Source organism: Castellaniella sp., assembly GCF_036379515.1.
GTDB lineage: Bacteria > Pseudomonadota > Gammaproteobacteria > Burkholderiales > Burkholderiaceae_B > Castellaniella.
Genome location: NZ_DASVGN010000019.1, coordinates 23298 through 40978 on the forward strand (window position 1 = coordinate 23298; position 17681 = coordinate 40978).

A 17681-nucleotide genomic window follows, 5' to 3' on the forward strand; every position below is an offset into this window, starting at 1 on the left:
ACTTGCAAGCCCGCAGCGGTGCAGTTTCGCACTCCAGGCGGCGCTCAACCCATCCCGAAATGATGCCGATACCGGGCATCCAGCCACGCCAGATCGAGCAGGATAGGAAAATCTGCCGTATGAAAATCAGGGTCCCAGGCGGGGGCGCCGCAAATCATGCAACCCAGCTTCAGGTAGCCCTTGATCAGCGGCGGCAAGCGGGTTGCGGGAAAGCCATCGAGATGCTCTACAGGGTATGGGTGCAGCGGCCGCACCTGGGGGACTTCGGGGCGCGACGCCATCAAAGCGGCCGCTTTGCGCCAGACCTCTGCAACCGTCGCCCCGCCGTCGCGCAGGCTCACGCTGGCGCAGCCCACCATGTAGCGGTAGCCACCGCGCATCATGAACTGAGCAAGCCCGGACCAAAGCAGCATGATCGCCGTTCCGTGACGGTAACCAGCATCGATGCATGAACGCCCGACCTCGACCATCTGCGAACGGTACGCAGCAAGCGGAGACAGATCGAACTCGGCATCGGAGTAATAACGTCCCGCCGACACCGCTGCCTCGGGCGTCAGCACCCGATAGGTGCCCACGACGCGATTCAATGCCATATCGCGCACCACGAAGTGGACGCACCAGGGATCGAAGCGATCCACGTCGCGATCGCCTTCTGCCTCCGGAAAGCTTGCGCCCATGTCAGTCGAAAAAATCCGCAGACGCAGGCGCTGCAGCTCAGCCAGCTCTGCCTCTGTCCGCGCAAGGCTCAGAGTCAGGCCACCCGCAGCCAGCCCCGGCCAATCCAGATGGCGAGCAGATTCTGCAGACAGGACCAGACCCTGAGATGGCATCGGTTCTTCCTCAAGAGGGACCGGTACCCAGGCCCCCATTCTTCGTTCAGCGGTCAGGCAAGTTTGACCGCTACCAGCTGGCGCACCCCTTCTTCGGCAAGCGCCTGATCATCAGCCTCGACCATAAGACGCAACTTGGGTTCCGTACCGGAGGCCCGAATCAGGACACGGCCTCGGTCTCCGAGTTGAGCGCGCACCGCCTCGGCCGCTTTCTGCAGCCCTGAATGCGTCTGCCAATCGACGCCTGGAGCGAGAGGGACGTTGACCATTTTCTGTGCATACATCGTCAGGTCCGCCACGAGTTCAGCCAGAGACGACCCCGCATGGCGCATCGCGGCAAACACCTGCAACGCAGCGACGATCCCATCGCCTGTGGTGTGGCGATCCAGGCACAGCAGGTGGCCGGAGCTTTCTCCGCCGTAGAGCCAGCCGTGTTCCTGCAATTTTTCGAGCACGTAGCGGTCACCCACCTTGGCGCGTTCGAACGCGATGTCCAGTTCGCGCAAGCGGCGCTCCAACCCGAAATTGGTCATGAGCGTGCCCGCCACCCCCTTGATGGGATGTGTCTGGGCCCGATCACGCACGATGGCGTAGAGCAGCTCATCGCCGTTGTACAGGCGGCCGCTGGCATCGACCATCTGCAAGCGATCGGCATCGCCATCCAGGGCCACACCGTAGTCGGCGCCCAGCTGGGTGACGGCCGCCACCAATGCTTCGGGGTGGGTGGCTCCCACGTTTTCATTGATATTGAAGCCGTCGGGCTCGCAGCCGATCACCGAGACATCAGCACCCAGCTCGCGAAAAACATGCGGGGCAATATGATAGGCCGCGCCGTTGGCCGCGTCGACGACCAGTTTGAGCCCCTGCAAGTTCAGCTCGTTGGGGTAAGTGCTCTTGCAGAATTCGATGTAGCGGCCTGGGGCATCATTGATGCGACGTGCGCGGCCCAACCCGGCCGAATCTGCGCAACCCAGCGGTTCATCCACCAAGGTCTCGATGGCCTCTTCGGTAGCATCGGGCAGCTTGATCCCCGCCGAAGAGAAGAACTTGATACCGTTGTCGTAGTACGGGTTATGCGAGGCACTGATGACCACGCCAGCGGCCAACCGCCAGGCCCGGGTCAGGTAAGCAACAGCCGGTGTGGGGATGGGGCCCGCCAGCATGACATCCACCCCTGCCGCCGAAAATCCGGCCTCGAGCGCAGATTCGAGCATGTAGCCGGAAATCCGCGTGTCTTTGCCAATCACCACCGTGGGTCGGCTGCTCCCGCCCGGCGTATTCCGTGCCAGTACACGGCCTGCGGCGTAGCCCAGCCGTAGCGCAAACTCCGCATTGATGCGTTCACCACCCACGACACCCCGAACCCCGTCGGTGCCAAAGTATTTGCGTGCACTCATGCACGAGCTCCTTGTTCAATTCGTGCCCATACTTTCAGGGCTGATACCGTGTCGGCCACGTCATGGACCCGCACGATGTGCACACCCCGGGCAACGGCTGCCAGAGCAACTGCAATGCTGCCGCCAAGGCGTTGCGACGCAGGGCGTCCTGTGACGGCACCTATCATGGACTTTCGGGACATCCCCACCAGACTGGCATAAAGGGTACCCACCACAGACGGCAGTTCTCGCAATAAAGTGTAATTATGATCAACAGACTTGCCGAACCCAAAGCCTGGGTCCAGCACAATGCGCTGGGCCACGACACCAGCTGCCTGCAGTCGGCGAGCGCCCCCGAACAGGTACTGCCGAACCTCGGCCACGACATCCTGATAGACGGGATTCGCTTGCATGGTGCGCGGCTCGCCCTGCATGTGCATCAGGCACAACGCGCAATCGGACGCCGCCACTGCCTCGACGGCCTCGGCTGAGCCAAACCCCCGGATGTCGTTGATCATGTCGGCGCCCACCTGCAGCACAACCCGCATGACTTCGGGCTTGCAGGTATCCACCGACACAGGGACGCCGCACCCGCGCAAGCCCTCCAGCACCGGCAAGAGACGGCGCAGCTCTTCGTCAGCCGACACGGCCTGGGCACCGGGACGCGTGGACTCGCCACCAAGATCGAGAATATCAGCCCCTTCGGCAACCAGACGCTGCGCGTGGTCGAGCGCCGCCCGGGTCGAAAAATGCTGATTGCCGTCAGAAAAGGAATCCGGGGTGATATTCACAATACCCATCACCAGCGGGCGCTCCAGGGACAGCCTAAAGCGCCCACACTGTAGATGATCAGGCACGAATCACCCGCGATCAGACCGGAGTGGCGGCCGGGCCTTGGTCTTTACTGGCAACCGGCTGCCCCGCCGAAGGCGGAGAATTATGGGTGTCATTGTCAGACGACGATGCAGGTTTGGGCGCGCGCGGTGGGTTGCCAGCCATGATGTCGTTGATCTGGTCGGCATCGATGGTTTCCCATTCGAGCAGCGCACTGGCCATGGCGTGCATCTTGTCCTGATTGGATTCGATCAGGGTGCGCGCCACCTGGTACTGTTCATCGATAATGCGGCGGATTTCAGTATCGACCTTTTGCATGGTGGCTTCGGACACATGCGTGGTCTTGGTCACACTACGACCCAGAAAGACCTCGCCTTCGTTTTCGGCGTAGACCACGGGCCCCAGAGAGTCAGTCATGCCGTAACGAGTCACGATGTCGCGCGCAATGGCAGTGGCTCGTTCGAAGTCGTTGGAAGCGCCGGTCGTCATCTGATGCATGAAGACTTCTTCGGCGATGCGGCCACCAAACAGAACGGCGATGGTATCCAGCAACCGTTCTTTATCCATGCTGTAGCGGTCGCCTTCAGGCAGCTGCATGGTAACGCCCAGTGCGCGCCCCCGCGGGATGATGGTGACTTTATGAACAGGGTCGGTCTTGGGCAGAAGCTTGGCTACCAGCGCGTGGCCCGACTCGTGATAAGCCGTGTTGCGGCGCTCTTCTTCAGGCATGATCATGGAGTGGCGCTCAGCCCCCATGATGATTTTGTCTTTGGCCTTTTCGAGGTCGGCCATGCCCACGGTGCGGCCATTGCGCCGCGCTGCAAACAGTGCAGCCTCGTTGATGAGGTTGGCCAGATCGGCCCCCGAGAACCCGGGGGTGCCACGCGCCAGGACGCTTGCGTCAACATCTTGCCCAATGGGCACCTTGCGCATGTGGACCTTGAGAATCTGTTCACGGCCCCGGATGTCGGGCAGCGAAACCACTACCTGGCGATCGAAACGGCCCGGGCGCAGCAGCGCCGGGTCGAGCACGTCGGGGCGGTTGGTCGCAGCGACCACCAGCACACCTTGGCCAGTTTCAAAGCCGTCCATTTCGACCAGCAACTGGTTCAAGGTCTGTTCGCGCTCGTCGTTGCCGCCGCCCAAGCCCGCGCCCCGCTGACGCCCCACGGCGTCGATTTCATCGATGAAGATGATGCACGGCGACTGCTTCTTGGCGTTTTCGAACATGTCGCGCACACGGGCAGCACCCACACCCACGAACATTTCAACGAAGTCGGACCCCGAAATACTGAAGAAAGGAACTTTGGCCTCGCCTGCAATGGCCTTGGCCAGCAGCGTTTTGCCGGTACCCGGGGGCCCCACCATGAGGACGCCTCGAGGAATGCGCCCACCCAGCCGCTGAAACTTGGTGGGATCTTTCAGGAAGTCCACCAGTTCCTGGACGTCTTCTTTGGCTTCGTCGCAGCCTGCAACGTCTGCGAACGTGATGTTGTTGTTGTTTTCATCGAGCATGCGAGCACGCGACTTGCCAAAGCTGAATGCGCCGCCCTTGCCACCGCCTTGCATCTGTCGCATGAAGAAGATCCAGACGCCAATGAGCAGCAGCATCGGGAACCACGAGATGAACAGACTGGTGAGGAAAGAAGGTTCTTCGCGGGCCTTGCCGGAGACCTGAACGCCATCTTTGACGAGCTGGGGAACCATCCAGAGATCGCCCGGCGAGGTAAGACTGTAGGAACGTCCGGACTCTGGCGTGACGTAGATGGTGTCACCTTGGATATCGACCTTATTGATGCGACCCGACTTCGCATCTTCCATGAATTGCGTATAGGTGATCGAGTCGCTGCTGGTCACGGGGCGTCCGTCAAACTGCTTGAACACCGTGAAAAGCACGAGCGCAATCACCAGCCAGACCGCGATCTTGGAAAACGAGTTGTTCAACGCCAATCTCCTGGGTTTATGTCACTGCCAGCCCGTAAACCCAATTACAACAAGCTGACACATTCGTCAATGCTTCATTCTACCCGAATCAGCGCAGCCACCGCACCAAGGCCACAAGCGCCACAAGGATCAGGACCGTGCCGCCTTGAGCCCGCGCGCCACCAGAAAGGTTTCGGCTGATTCGTCGCGCGAGGCCTTGGGCTTGCGCTCGACCACGCGGACGAAATGCTGCTTGAAGGTCTGCACGATCTGCGAAAACCCGCTGCCATGAAAGGCCTTGACGACCAGCGCGCCGTCCGGTTTGAGGTGCGCGCAAGCGAATTCAAGGGCCAGTTCACAGACATGCGCGATTCGAGCAGAATCCGCTGAAGCCACACCAGACAAATTGGGGGCCATGTCTGAAATTACAAGGTCCACGATCTGCCCCTGCAGTGCATCGTGCAACTGCTTCAAAACGGCGTCTTCACGAAAATCGCCCAGGATGAAATCCACGCCGGCGATGGGTTCCATGGGCAGCATGTCGAGCGCCACCACACGACCTTCAATCACACCGCCAGCCCCAACGAGCCGTTCGCGGGCTACCTGCGACCAGCTTCCAGGGGTCGCCCCCAGATCGACGACGACGTCGCCACGCTGCAACAGCTTTTCGGTTTCCAGAATCTCGATCAACTTGAAGGCAGCCCGTGCCCGATACCCCTTCTGTTGCGCCATTTTGACGTAGGGATCATTAATGTGCCGCTGCACCCAGGCTTTAGAGAATTTTTTCTTGGCCATTCCCGTACAATTCCAGTATGTCGAACATCGAACTGACCTCGCAGCAGCGCCGCGAACTGCGTGCTGCCGCCCACCCTCTGCACCCTGTCGTCCTCATCGGCGATCGTGGCCTGACCGCTTCAGTGCTGGAAGAAATCGACCGCAGCCTGACAGCCCACGAGCTGGTCAAGGTGCGCGTCGCAGGAGCCGAGCGTGACGCGCGCGAAGCCATGCTGGCGACCATCTGCGAAGCGCTGTCGTGCGCTGCAGTGCACCATCTCGGCAAAACGCTGATTATCTATCGGGCGCGCCCCGATACGCAACCGGCATCCGAAGGCCTGAACGCGACGCAAACCAATCGTCGCAAATCAGATCCCTACGTGCCCAAGAAGCTGGCAGCGCATAGCCACGATGCCAAACCCGCAGCCAAGCACAAGGCGACACGAGGCCCCAAGGTTGAGCCCAGCCACGCCGGCAGGGCCCTGCCTGAAGGGCGTGCGCCGCGTAAACCCCGCGCGTCGGTTTCGGCCCGCGCTGACAGCCGCACCAGGGGCGCAAGCGCAGCTGCGCACGGAATCCAACGGCGCAGTACCGGCGGCAGCGCGCTCACGCTGCGCGCAGGCCGCCGCCGTACTAGTCGTAGCTGACTGAACGTACCTCGTATTCGCGCACCCCGGCCGGGGCGCGCACTTCGACGACGTCGCCTTCGCTTTTGCCGATCAGGGCACGCGCGACAGGACTGGACACCGAAATACGATTGGCCTTGATGTCGGCTTCGAGATCACCCACGATCTGATAGCTCAGGCACTCGCCTGATTCCAGGTCTTCGATTTGCACGGTTGCGCCAAACACGGCCTGGCCCTCGAGCTGCAAATCAGCCGGGTTGATGATCTGGGCATTGGACAAAGTGCCCTCAAGTTCTTGAATACGCCCTTCGACGAAGCCCTGGCGCTCACGCGCGGCATCGTATTCGGCGTTCTCAGACAGGTCACCGTGCGAACGCGCCTCGGCGATGGCATTGATGACCTGGGGGCGCTCCACCGTCTTCAGACGTTGAAGTTCGGCTTGCAAACGCTCTGCCCCGCGAGCTGTCAAAGGGATCGCAGACATAAATCCAACCCAAAAGTAAAAGACGCCCCATGCGCAGGGCGCCTGACTACAAAAAGAAAGAAAAAGCGGTGATATGCACCGCATGACTCGAGCCCTGGCAGGTGTCGCCACCATTGCAGGTTTGCCCTGCACCGCCAGGATGACCTGCTGGCCCGCCCGTAAAAAAACCCCGGCCATGACCGGGGTCGATGAGGCTATTGTGGGCGATCTGGTGGGGAAAAGCAAGCAGCAGAAATTCGTGCCTGCTTTTTACGCCTTTTTTCGGCCGCGCAGCAAGGCGTGCAGCAGAATCGCACCAAACGTCGCTGTGCCAATGCCATCGAGCTTCAAATCGCCCAGCGCCAGCGAGAAATTGCCGGCCCCCAGGATCAGCGCGACGGCAGCCACGATCAGGTTGCGGTTGTCGCTGAAATCCACCTGATTCACTACCCAGATGCGAGCGCCCGCAATCGCAATCAGCCCGAACACCACCACAGACATCCCCCCCAGCACGGGGGCGGGAATCGCCTGAATCACGGCACCGAATTTCGGAGAGAACCCCAACAGCAGCGCCACCAGCGCCGCCACGACAAAGACCAGCGTCGAATAGATGCGTGTGGCAGTCATGACGCCGATATTCTCGGCGTACGTCGTCACACCCGTCCCCCCGAAGGACCCGGAGATCATCGTTGCCACCCCGTCGCCCATAAAGGCACGCCCCAGGTAGCGATCCAGGTTCTGGCCCGTCATGGCGCTCACTGCCTTGATGTGTCCCAGGTTTTCAGCGACAAGGATGATGGCCACAGGGGCAATGATGCTGATGGCATGCGATTCGAACACCGGACGCGTGATGTGGGGCAGCCCCAACCAGGGCGCGGCCACGATGGCCGAGAAGTCGATAGGCTTGCCCCAGCCCAGGCCATTGGTCAAAATCACATAGATCACGCAGGCTGCAAACAGGCCCACCAGGATGAGCAGGCGTTGGATCAGGCCTCGCGTATAGACGGCCACGACGCCCACGGAAAGTATGGTTAGCAATGCCATGCCGGACTCAAACAGCGACCCGCCCATCGCTCCTTTGGCGGCCAATGGCGCCAAGTTCAGCCCAATGACGGCAACCACGGCCCCCGTCACCACGGGCGGCATCCAATGGTCGATCCAGTCGGCCGCACCACCCTGCCATTTGTTCACGAGCACCGTCAATACGCCAATCCCGGTGTAGATCAGGCCACAGACAATGATGGCCCCCAGGGCCACGCCGATGTTCAGATTGGGCCCGCTTCCCGAATACCCGCTCACGGCCACCACACCGCCAATAAAGGCGAAGCTGGAGCCCAGGTAGCTAGGCACGCGACCGCCAACGAACAGAAAAAAGATCAGCGTTCCTACCCCCGACATGAGGATCGCCATGTTGGGGTCGAAGCCCATGATGAGCGGCGCCAGGATGGTCGAGCCGAACATGGCCACGACGTGCTGTGCGCCCATGGCCACCGTCTGAGGCAACGGCATGGTTTCATCAGGTTGCACGACGGCGTCTTCCGTCGTGCCGGAGACCAGCCGCCAGCGGGGGAAATAGGATGAGTTCATCGGAGGGCGGCCCAGGGCCGTTCAGAGGGAGTTGTAAAAGGGGTTTTGAAAAGTTTCGCGACAGTTTACGGCGATTGGCTGCCCAGGGACCAGCCCCTTTTCAGCTCTTTCCCACCGGCCGCTGGCTACCAGGTCAGGACACCTGCATCATGACGAAGAGTGCCGAGGCTTGCGCTCGCGCCGCGCCATGACGGCGTCGAACAGCGGACCCGGAGCAATCTGCAACAGACGCGCCACCCAGGCCATGGGCCAGGGAATCACACGGTAACGGCGTCCCGCCGCAATGGCGCGCGCGGCACGTGCAACGAAGTGATCAGCCGACATGAGGAACGGCATGGGATACGGGTTGTTCGCCGTCATGGGGGTGGCGATGAAGCCGGGCGCAAGCGTCACCACCCGCACCCCCGACCCTCGCAACTCCACGCGCAGGCCTTCGCAATACAGGCGCACAGCCGCCTTCGAGGCGCAGTAGGCGCTTGCTCCCGGCAGCCCACGCACACCCGCGACGCTGGCAATACCGACCAGCGTTCCCTCCCCACGGGCTTGCATGGACGCAAGAAACGGCGCGAAGGTCGCCTGCGTGCCCACCACATTGATGTCGAAGACAGCCTGAAAGGGCTCGCGGTCTTCCGCCTCGGAAGTCAACGTGCCGACGCTGATCCCGGCACTCGCGATCACGATGTCGGTAGGACCGCCCTGCAGAAAATCCAGGGCGGCCGCCTGCAAGGCCAGGTGATCCCGGACATCAAGGGGATAAGTCCGGTGACCCTGGCCCGGCAGATGTTCACGCAAGCTCTGCAACACTGCGCCGCGGCGCCCCACCAGACCCAGTGTGGCACCGCGTGCGGCATAGTAACGCGCGAAGGCCTCGCCGATGCCACTGGTCGCACCGGTAATGAAAATCCTGCTTCCGGTTGATGCGGAAGCAGGATCGGTGGCCGGCCCGGAAAACGAGCCAGACGATGCGGCGGACGAAGACGAGGCGCCCGTCATGAGGCATCAGGCCGCGTGGGCCGCCGCGTGCATGGCTTGCAACGAATAGACCTTCAGGCCGCCACCATGACGCAGATACTGCATGCCCTCAACCGCGGCGCTGGCACCGGCAATGGTCGTATAAAAGGCCACCCGGTTGGCCAGGGCCTGCGTACGGATGGTACGCGAATCGGCAATGGCGTTGCGGCGCTCTTCGACCGTGTTGATGACCAGCACGATCTCGCCGTTCTTCACCATGTCCACAATGTTGGGGCGACCTTCAGTGACCTTGTTCACCACGGCCACGGCCAGACCGGCCGCCTCGATCACGCTGGCCGTGCCACGCGTGGCCACCAGCTTGAAGCCCATGCCGATCAGCCCCCGGGCGACTTCCACCGCGCGGGGCTTGTCCTGGTCGCGCACGCTGATGAAGACCAAGCCGGATTCAGGCAGATTCACTCCGGCGGCAATCTGGGATTTGACGAAGGCTTCGCCAAAAGACTCGCCTACCCCCATGACCTCGCCGGTGGATTTCATCTCGGGTCCGAGGATGGTGTCTACTCCCGGAAACTTCACGAACGGGAACACCGCCTCTTTGACGCAATAGTGCACGGGCGATGGCACATGCGTGATGCCCTGCTTCGCCAAGGTGTCGCCGGCCATGACGCGTGCGGCAATCTTGGCCAATTGCCTGCCCGTGGCCTTGGACACGTACGGCACCGTGCGCGATGCGCGTGGATTGACTTCAAGGACGTACACATCGCCATCTTGCACGGCAAACTGCACGTTCATCAGCCCCTTTACGTTCAGCGCCTTGGCCATGAGCGTCGTCTGGCGTTTGATCTCGTCCACGATGGCGGGCGAGAGCGAATACGGCGGCAGGCTGCAGGCCGAGTCGCCCGAGTGCACGCCCGCTTGCTCGATGTGTTCCATGACCCCGCCGATGATCACCTGCTCGCCATCGGCCAGGCAGTCCACGTCGATTTCGGTGGCGTGGTTCAAGAAGCGATCAAGCAACACCGGAGAATCATTGCTGACTTTGACAGCCTCGCGCATGTAGCGCTCGAGGTCCTGCGGTTCATGCACGATTTCCATCGCGCGGCCCCCCAGCACGTAGCTGGGCCGCACCACCAACGGATAGCCGATTTCGCCCGCCAGCGCGAGCGCCTCGCTCTCGGTGCGAGCCGTACGATTGCTGGGCTGGCGCAGCCCCAGCTTGTTCAGCAGCTTTTGGAAACGCTCGCGGTCTTCTGCCACGTCGATGGAATCGGGGCTGGTACCAATAATGGGCACGCCATTGGCTTCGAGGTCACGTGCAAGCTTGAGCGGCGTTTGCCCGCCAAATTGCACGATGACGCCCACCGGATTTTCTTTGTGGACGATCTCGAGCACGTCTTCGAGCGTGAGCGGCTCGAAATACAGCCGGTCGGACGTATCATAGTCAGTGGAGACGGTCTCGGGGTTGCAGTTGACCATGATGGTTTCGAAGCCATCATCACGCAGTGCAAAGGCCGCATGCACGCAGCAATAGTCGAACTCGATGCCCTGGCCGATACGGTTCGGCCCGCCCCCCAGCACGATGATTTTCTTGCGGTCGGTGGGCGCAGACTCGTCTTCGTCCTCGTAGGTCGAATACATGTAGGCCGTGGTCGTCGCGAATTCGGCAGCGCAGGTATCCACCCGCTTGTAGACAGGACGCACATTCATCTGGTGACGCAACTTGCGCACCTCGGATTCGGTCGTGTCCAGCAGGAAAGCCAGGCGGCGATCCGAGAAACCACGGCGCTTGAGGCCACGCATGGTTTCTTCATCGAGTTCGGACAGTGTGTGTTGCTCCAGCGCGAGTTCGGTGTCCACGATCTCTTTGATCTGGGCCAGGAACCAGGGATCAATGCGCGTAAGGTGATGCACTTCTTCGAGGCTGAACCCCTGGGCGAAGGCATCGCCCACATACCAGATACGTTCGGGACCAGGCTCACCCAACTCAACCTGCAGCCGCTCGCGATCAGTGGTTTTCTGGTTCAGGCCATCCACGCCCACTTCCAGACCCCGCAAGGCCTTCTGGAAGGCTTCCTGGAAACAACGGCCAATGGCCATGACTTCACCCACGGACTTCATCTGGGTGGTCAGGCGGGCATCCGCCTGCGGGAATTTTTCGAACGTGAAGCGCGGCACCTTGACGATGACGTAATCCAGCGTGGGCTCGAACGAGGCCGGGGTGGCCCCGCCGGTGATCTCATTGCGCAGCTCATCCAGCGTATAGCCAACGGCCAGGCGCGCCGCCACCTTGGCAATGGGGAAGCCCGTGGCCTTGGAGGCCAGCGCGGAGGACCGCGAGACGCGCGGATTCATTTCGATGACGATCATGCGGCCGTTGTCGGGGTTGACGGCAAACTGCACGTTGGACCCGCCGGTTTCGACGCCGATTTCGCGCAGAATCGCGATCGAGGCATCCCGCATGATTTGATATTCTTTGTCGGTCAGCGTCTGAGCCGGCGCCACGGTGATCGAATCACCGGTATGCACGCCCATAGGGTCCAGATTCTCGATGGCGCACACGATGATGCAGTTGTCGGCGCGATCACGCACGACTTCCATCTCGTATTCTTTCCAGCCCAGCATGGATTCTTCGATCAGCAGCTCGTGCGTGGGGGATAGATCCAACCCCCGTCGGCAGATGAATTCGAACTCTTCGGGGTTGTAGGCAATGCCGCCCCCGGTGCCGCCCAGGGTGAAACTGGGCCGAATGACGACCGGGAACCCCGAACCGCCGGTGTAGACAGCGATTTCTTTCTGAACTGCCCAGGCCTCGTCCAGCGTGTGGGAGATGCCCGACTTGGCCGAATCCAGCCCGATGGATGTCATGGCTTCTTTGAACTTCAGGCGGTCTTCGGCCTTGTCGATGGCAGCTGCATTGGCACCGATCAATTCGACGTTGTATTTTTTGAGAACGCCATGGCGATCCAGGTCGAGCGCGGTATTGAGCGCTGTCTGCCCACCCATGGTCGGAAGCACGGCGTCAGGCCGTTCGATTTCGATGATCTTTTCAAGAGCCTGCCAGGTGATGGGCTCGATGTAGGTGACGTCCGCCGTTTCGGGGTCGGTCATGATGGTGGCGGGATTGCTGTTCACCAGGATGACGCGGTATCCGTCATTCTTCAATGCCTTGCAGGCTTGCGCACCGGAATAATCGAATTCACAGGCCTGGCCGATGACGATGGGGCCTGCACCAATGATGAGAATGCTTTTGATGTCTGAACGCTTGGGCATGAGTGAGTTCTATGTCTTTTACTTGGACGACTGGGCCTGGTACTGCGCCATCAGATCGATGAATTTGTCGAAGAGCACCAGGATGTCGTGCGGACCGGGGCTGGCTTCAGGGTGGCCCTGAAAACAAAACACGGGGCGATCCGTGAGTTCGAAGCCCTGCAGCGTGCCGTCGAACAGTGATACATGAGTCACCCGCACGTTGGCTGGCAAACTGCCGGCATCGACCGCAAAACCGTGATTCTGACTGGTGATGAACACATGCCCGCTGGCAAGGTCCTGCACTGGGTGGTTTGCGCCATGATGGCCGGTCTTCATCTTCACGGTGCGGCCGCCCAGCGTCAGCCCCAGAATCTGCTGCCCGAGGCAGATGCCGAACAAGGGAATGCCGCGTTCGAGCACGGCACGGCACGTGTCAATGGCGTAGCCGCAAGCCGCCGGGTCACCCGGGCCATTCGACAAAAAGATGCCATCCGGGTTCTTGGCGAGGATCTCATCCACGGGCATGGTGGCCGGCACCAACGTGACGTGACAGCCGCGGTCAGCCAACAGGCGCAGGATGTTGGACTTGATGCCGTAGTCGTAGGCCACCACGTGAAAGCGTGACTGATCGGGTTGCGAAAAGCCGCCACCCAGATTCCAGGTGCCTTGTGTCCAATGGCTGGCCTTGTCGGTGGTGACCTTCAAGGCAAGATCCTGACCATCCATCCCGCTGTACCCCTGGGCAAGCTCGACGGCACGCTCGACGTCTTCGCCCACCAGGATACAGGCCCCCTGCGCGCCCCGCTCACGCAGGATGCGAGTGAGCTTTCGGGTATCGATCCCCGAAATGGCCACAACGCCTTGGGCCTTCAAGTAGTCGGGCAGTGACTGCGTGGCCCGAAAATTGGACAGAGTCGCAGGGCAGTCTCGCACAACCAGGCCAGCAGCCTGCACGTGGGTGGATTCCACGTCTTCGGCATTGATGCCCGTATTGCCAATATGCGGATAAGTCAGCGTGACGATCTGGCCGTTGTAGCTGGGATCGGTCAGGATTTCCTGGTAACCCGTCATGGCCGTGTTGAACACGACTTCGGCCACGCTGGTGCCTTCGGCACCAATTGAAATGCCCCTGAATACTGTACCGTCAGCCAAGGCAAGAATTGCTGGAACGTGGCCGTACGGCCCCTCTGGAAAGATTGACGGCAGCAAAATGGTCCCCGGTTACGAAATCGATATTTAAACCTTCTAATTATACAGCCCGAGGTTCACTGCCCAGGATGCGCCCACGACCACCAAGAGTCAGGGTTACTCCCAGGGCTGATGCCTTGCAGGAAATCACTGTGGGGAAATGGTCTACAGTAGGACCTTTCTCGACACCAACGTCTTTCACACGCCATGAGCAATCAACTGGAAGCCCTGCGCACCTTGACCACCGTGGTCGCCGACACCGGCGACTTCGAGGCCATGCAGGCCTACCATCCTACCGATGCCACCACCAATCCCTCGCTGATTCTGAAAGCGGTCCAGAAAGACAGCTATCGCCCGTTGCTGGATGAGATCCGCAGCACCCACGCAAAGGCGTCGCTCACCGAACAGGTCGACCGATTGCTGGTGGCATTCGGCGCGCAAATCCTGCAGATCGTCCCAGGCAGGGTTTCGACCGAAGTCGACGCGCGACTGTCTTTTGACACGCAAGCAAGCATCGAACGTGCCCGGCAGATCATTGCGCTTTACGAAGCCCAAGGCATCAGCCGTGAACGCGTCCTCATCAAGCTGGCCTCCACCTGGGAAGGCATTCAGGCCGCGCGTGTCCTGCAGACTGAGGGCATCTTCTGCAACATGACGCTGCTGTTTTCGCTCACGCAAGCAATCGCCTGCGCGCAGGCCCGTGTCACGCTGGTGTCTCCCTTCGTGGGCCGCATCTACGACTGGTACAAAAAGGCGGCAGGAGCCGACTGGGACGAAGCCGCCAAGGCAGGCGCCAACGACCCAGGAGTGCAGTCGGTGAGCCGCATCTACCAGTATTTCAAGGCCTACGACATCCCCACCCAGATCATGGGGGCCAGCTTTCGCAATATCGGACAGATCCGCGCCCTCGCGGGCTGCGATCTGCTCACCATCAGCCCGGCACTATTGGGCGAGCTCGCAGCGTCAAAGGCACTCCTTCCCGCCGCACTGACCGTGGACGCAGCCAAACGGCAGGCACCTGAATGGCTGGCCAGCAACGAGGTCTCGTTTCGCACGCAGCTGAACCTGGACGCGATGGCAACTGAAAAACTGTCTGAGGGCATCCGGATCTTTACAGCTGACGCCCTGAAGCTGGACGCCCTGCTTGCATAAGGCATAAGGCGCCCGGCAGCGGTCAGCTTTTGTCCGCCGTCCCTGGGCCGGGCTGCCACACGAGAAAGTGGCGCTCGGCCACCGAGACCACACCATCGAGCAATAGCGCAAAGATCGTCAGGACCACAATGCCGGCAAAGACGGTGTTGACATCCAGCGTGCCTTCCGCCTGCAATATCAGATACCCCACGCCAGCGGCCGACCCCAGATATTCGCCTACCACCGCGCCCACGAACGCCAGGCCGACCGAAGTATGCAAGCTGGAAAACACCCAACTCGTGGCCGAGGGCACGTAGACCGAGCGCAGCAACTGGCCCTGTGTGGCGCCCAACATGCGGGCGTTGTCCAGCAAGGTGGGACTGACCTCGCGCACACCGCGATACACGTTGAAGAACACGATAAAGAACACCAGCGTGACGGCCAACGCCACCTTGGACCAGATCCCCAAGCCGAACCACATGCCGAAGATGGGGGCCAGAATGACACGCGGCATGGAGTTCGCAGCGGTCACATAAGGTTCGAGCAAGGCACTGGCACTGCGCGACAGACCCAACCACAGACCGAACCCCAACCCACCGACTGTGCCGATGACGAAAGCCAGCACGGTTTCCGACAAGGTGATCCACAGATGGCGGTACACGGTGCCGTCCGTCACGAACCAGGCCCAGATCACCTTGGCGACCTCGATGGGTTGCCCAAAGAAAAAAGCCACGTTGCGGTTCAATGACGCCCACCACCAGATGAAGAGAATCAAGGCCAGCAGAAACACCTGCAGGAACCGCAACACAGGTCTGGAGAGCTCAGGCATTGCTCTGCCCTCCTTTCTGGCGGGCATAGCCCTTGAGCACCTCGTCGCGCAAGACCGCCCAGATCGCCTGGTGCAGCGCCACGAACCGGGGATGCATGCGGATTTCCGCCACGTCGCGCGGACGCGGGATGTCAATGTGAAATTCGCCAATGGGATGAGTGTTGGGCCCGGCTGACAACACCACGACACGATCACTCATGGCAATGGCTTCATCGAGGTCGTGCGTGATGAAAAGCACAGCCTTGCGGCGCGCCATCCACAGATCGAGCACCTCGTTTTCCATCAACTGGCGCGTCTGGATGTCCAAGGCAGAAAACGGCTCATCCATGAGGATGATGTCCGGGTCCCGGATCAAGGTCTGCGCCAGCATCGCACGCTTGCGCATGCCACCGGACATCTGGTGCGGATACCGGTTTTCAAAACCGCCCAACCCCACCCGGCGCAACCAGTCTCGTCCCTGCTCTGCCGCCCGCGCAGCCGCCACCCCCGCGAATTCAAGCCCGGCAGTGACGTTGGCAAGGGCACTGCGCCAGGGCATCAAGGCGTCGCCCTGGAACATATAGCCGGCACGTGCGTTGACGCCATGGAGCGGTTCACCGAACACGCTGACCGAGCCCGCACTGGGTTTGAGCAGGCCAGCGGCCATGTTCAGCAAGGTCGATTTGCCACACCCCGTGGGGCCGACGACAGAAACGAATTCGCCTGGCGCCACCGTGATCGTGGCATCGCGCATGGCGGTATACGACCCGCCATCGGGCGACGCGAACGTGCAGGTGACGCTATTGAGCAGCAGTGCAGCCTCAGGCATGGGGATACGTCTGATTGGCCTTCATTGCAAACTGGTTGGTCCAGATGCGCGAGAGATCGATTTTGGTACGGTCAAAATGCGGCACGTAGGCGGCCAGCGCATTCAGGGCCGTCTGCGGGCCGTCTTCGGGGACCATGCCGTCCGGGGACAAGGCCTCATGGTTACCCTTGAGGGCAAGCTCGTACAGCGCCGTGTCGCCCAACAGGTAGGATGTTGGTACCAGTTTGGCGATATCTGACGCCGGCACAGACTGAATCCATTTGTCGGCACGCACGATGGCATTGGTCAGCGCCTGCGTCGTGTTCGGGTTGGCATCGATGAACGACTGCGAGGCATACAAGCAGCCTGCCGGCATATCGCCGCCAAAGATTTCACGAGAGTCTTTCAGGGTACGGGTATCCGCAATGATCTGGATGGCATCGTCCTTGACCAGCGTGCTGATGACCGGGTCCAGATTGGAAATCGCGTCGACCTGCCCGGAACGGATGGCCGTCACGGCTCCCGCACCTGCGCCCACGCCGACGTACGACACATCAGTGGGCTTGACCCCATGCTTATCCAGGAAGAAGCTCACCATCATGTTGGTGGACGAGCCAGGCGCCGTCACCCCGACCTTCTTGCCCTTCAGATCGGCGGGCGTCTTGTAACCTGGCACCGTCTTCTTGGACACCCCCAGCACGATCATCGGCGCTCGTCCCTGCAGAACGAAGCAGCGATAGAACTGCCCCTTGGACTGCAGGCTGATGGTGTGTTCGAATGCCCCCGAAACCACATCGGCACTGCCACCCACCACGGCCTGCAAGGCCTTGGAACCGCCTGCAAAATCGGCAATGGTGACGTTCAGCCCCTCGTCCTTGAAATAGCCCTTGAGGTGAGCCACGGATAAAGGCAGGTAGTAGATCAAGGCCTGACCGCCTACCGCAATGGTGAGCGAGGGCTTTTCCAGTTTGCCGACCCCTTGGGCCCTGACGAGCCCAGGCAACGCCCCCATGACGCCGGCGGCCCCGACGGTCTTGAGCAATTCACGACGGGAAATGACCATGGTGCTTGTCTCCTGCAAATTTTATTTGAGAAAAAGATGATAACCGCCG

At 61.0% G+C, this 17681-nt stretch carries 15 protein-coding genes; 2 read left to right on the plus strand and 13 right to left on the minus strand.

Features of this window, described 5'->3' with window-relative positions:
• Positions 1 to 44: 44 nt before the first annotated feature.
• From VF285_RS06245 to VF285_RS06265, 5 genes are all read right to left on the minus strand, one after another.
• Complete coding sequence (locus VF285_RS06245) at positions 45 to 830, minus strand: GNAT family N-acetyltransferase (protein ID WP_346951762.1); 786 nt, start codon at positions 828 to 830, stop codon at positions 45 to 47.
• A gap of 53 nt (positions 831 to 883) precedes the next feature.
• A complete protein-coding gene (gene glmM, locus VF285_RS06250) occupies positions 884 to 2227 on the minus strand; it encodes a phosphoglucosamine mutase (protein ID WP_346951763.1) in 1344 nt (447 codons plus the stop codon).
• Positions 2224 to 3063, minus strand: coding sequence for a dihydropteroate synthase (gene folP / locus VF285_RS06255; RefSeq protein WP_346951764.1), 840 nt, complete (start codon positions 3061 to 3063; stop codon positions 2224 to 2226). The genes glmM and folP overlap by 4 nt, the downstream gene beginning before the upstream one ends.
• A 13-nt stretch (positions 3064 to 3076) precedes the next feature.
• Positions 3077 to 4984, minus strand: coding sequence for an ATP-dependent zinc metalloprotease FtsH (gene ftsH, locus VF285_RS06260; protein ID WP_346951765.1), 1908 nt, complete (start codon positions 4982 to 4984; stop codon positions 3077 to 3079).
• 129 nt (positions 4985 to 5113) lie between these two features.
• The gene (locus VF285_RS06265) at positions 5114 to 5758 is read right to left on the minus strand and encodes an RlmE family RNA methyltransferase (protein ID WP_346951766.1); all 645 of its coding nucleotides are present in this window, start codon (positions 5756 to 5758) and stop codon (positions 5114 to 5116) included.
• Positions 5759 to 5775: 17 nt separating this feature from the next.
• Here VF285_RS06265 and VF285_RS06270 point away from each other — a divergent pair, with 17 nt between their 5' ends.
• Positions 5776 to 6384, plus strand: coding sequence for a YhbY family RNA-binding protein (locus tag VF285_RS06270; RefSeq protein WP_346951767.1), 609 nt, complete (start codon positions 5776 to 5778; stop codon positions 6382 to 6384).
• Here VF285_RS06270 and greA read toward each other — a convergent pair.
• The 5 genes from greA to carA all read right to left on the minus strand — a co-directional run bounded on the left by greA (position 6371) and on the right by carA (position 13843).
• Positions 6371 to 6847, minus strand: a complete 477-nt coding sequence (greA, locus tag VF285_RS06275) for a transcription elongation factor GreA (RefSeq protein ID WP_346951768.1) — start codon at positions 6845 to 6847, stop codon at positions 6371 to 6373. The genes VF285_RS06270 and greA overlap by 14 nt on opposite strands.
• A 249-nt stretch (positions 6848 to 7096) precedes the next feature.
• Entirely contained in the window at positions 7097 to 8413 is a 1317-nt protein-coding gene (locus VF285_RS06280) for a solute carrier family 23 protein (protein ID WP_346951769.1), read from the minus strand.
• Between the two features lie 147 nt (positions 8414 to 8560).
• Entirely contained in the window at positions 8561 to 9406 is an 846-nt protein-coding gene (locus tag VF285_RS06285; RefSeq protein WP_346951770.1) for an SDR family oxidoreductase, read from the minus strand.
• A gap of 6 nt (positions 9407 to 9412) precedes the next feature.
• Positions 9413 to 12655: a carbamoyl-phosphate synthase large subunit gene (gene carB / locus VF285_RS06290; protein ID WP_346951771.1), complete on the minus strand. Its 3243-nt coding sequence runs from the start codon at positions 12653 to 12655 to the stop codon at positions 9413 to 9415.
• Between the two features lie 18 nt (positions 12656 to 12673).
• Entirely contained in the window at positions 12674 to 13843 is a 1170-nt protein-coding gene (gene carA / locus VF285_RS06295; RefSeq protein WP_414648081.1) for a glutamine-hydrolyzing carbamoyl-phosphate synthase small subunit, read from the minus strand.
• A 186-nt stretch (positions 13844 to 14029) separates the two neighbouring features.
• Here carA and tal point away from each other — a divergent pair, with 186 nt between their 5' ends.
• Positions 14030 to 14974 (plus strand): transaldolase, encoded by a 945-nt coding sequence (gene tal / locus VF285_RS06300; RefSeq protein ID WP_346951773.1) that lies wholly within the window; start codon positions 14030 to 14032, stop codon positions 14972 to 14974.
• Positions 14975 to 14996: 22 nt separating this feature from the next.
• On the opposite strand, the gene VF285_RS06305 is transcribed toward tal, so the two are convergent.
• The 3 genes from VF285_RS06305 to VF285_RS06315 are packed head-to-tail and all read right to left on the minus strand — an operon-like array spanning position 14997 to position 17632.
• Positions 14997 to 15782 carry an ABC transporter permease gene (locus VF285_RS06305; RefSeq protein ID WP_346951774.1) on the minus strand — a complete coding sequence of 262 codons (786 nt, stop codon included), beginning with the start codon at positions 15780 to 15782 and terminating at the stop codon, positions 14997 to 14999.
• The gene (locus tag VF285_RS06310; RefSeq protein ID WP_346951775.1) at positions 15775 to 16590 is read right to left on the minus strand and encodes an ABC transporter ATP-binding protein; all 816 of its coding nucleotides are present in this window, start codon (positions 16588 to 16590) and stop codon (positions 15775 to 15777) included. The genes VF285_RS06305 and VF285_RS06310 overlap by 8 nt, the downstream gene beginning before the upstream one ends.
• Entirely contained in the window at positions 16583 to 17632 is a 1050-nt protein-coding gene (locus tag VF285_RS06315; protein WP_346951776.1) for an ABC transporter substrate-binding protein, read from the minus strand. The genes VF285_RS06310 and VF285_RS06315 overlap by 8 nt, the downstream gene beginning before the upstream one ends.
• Between the last annotated feature and the right edge of the window lie 49 nt (positions 17633 to 17681).